Below are 961 nucleotides of genomic sequence, written 5' to 3' on the forward strand. Positions count from 1 at the left end.
AGGCTTTCGTGATGTAGTCGCGCATGGCCTGCTGCTCGGCCTCCAGTGTGGGAAGGCGACGCTTGACTACATCTCCGATCGAGACGATGCCGACGAGCTTGCCGTGCTCGCAGACGGGCATGTGGCGGAAACGGCCGTCCGTCATCAGCCGCATGATCTGGTCATTGGTGGCCTCGCGCTGGCAGGTGGCTACGTTACGAGTCATGTGGCTGGAGATGGGAGCGCCGAGGGCGGCGGCACCCTGAAGCGCCACCGCGCGCATGATGTCGCGCTCCGAGATGATGCCGACCACGGTCTGGGCCTCGTCGGTGACGACCAAGGCGCCGATGCTCCTGTCAGCTAGCAGCTGGATCGCATCGTCGAGGGTCCGCTCGGGCTGCACCGTGGCGACGGAGCAGCCCTTCTCAGCGAGGATATGGGCGACGGTCATGGATGCCCCTCCCTAGAGAAACACATCGTTCACCTTGTGCACTTGCTCCGGTCGCCGGCCAGGCGGTAACGGGCCACGCCTTGCTCGTCGGGCAGCAGGTACACGACCTCGTAGATCTGGGTTCGTCCTAGCTGCACGGCACTACCTGAGCTTCGCGATGGCCATGTAGTGCTCCGCACCAGCTAAAGCGCGCAGTCTGATGGCTTGAACACGGTGGTCTCTGGCCTGTTGAAGCAGAGCCTGCGCCTCAGCTGCGCGGCCTTCCTCATGGTGCGTGTAGGCAGCGGCAGCGAGTTCGGACGCGATCGCGTCCGCAAGGGAGGCTGCTGCGATGCGATTGACTGGGGGCGGCTTCACGGGAGCCTCGATCATCACCAGGGGTCACGAGCGTCCGCCGGATGCGTTAACGAGGGGTTAACCATGCCAATCGGCTCGTCTGCGCTGATATGGGGTCCGTGTCCGCAAATTGCTGTGACGACAGTCACATGGAGCGCACAGGAAGTTCTGGCGCGCGGGGCGGGAAGAGCCGCG

Annotated in this window: 1 protein-coding gene; it reads right to left on the minus strand. The window is 64.3% G+C overall.

Annotation, left to right across the window (positions count from 1 at the left end; genetic code table 11):
- On the minus strand, positions 1 to 430 hold a 430-nt coding region (locus tag WDW90_RS37505; RefSeq protein WP_336492788.1), incomplete at its 3' end, for a CBS domain-containing protein.
- Positions 431 to 961 lie beyond the last annotated feature (531 nt).

Source organism: Methylobacterium nigriterrae (genome assembly GCF_037106235.1).
GTDB classification, from domain to species: Bacteria; Pseudomonadota; Alphaproteobacteria; order Rhizobiales; family Beijerinckiaceae; genus Methylobacterium; species Methylobacterium nigriterrae.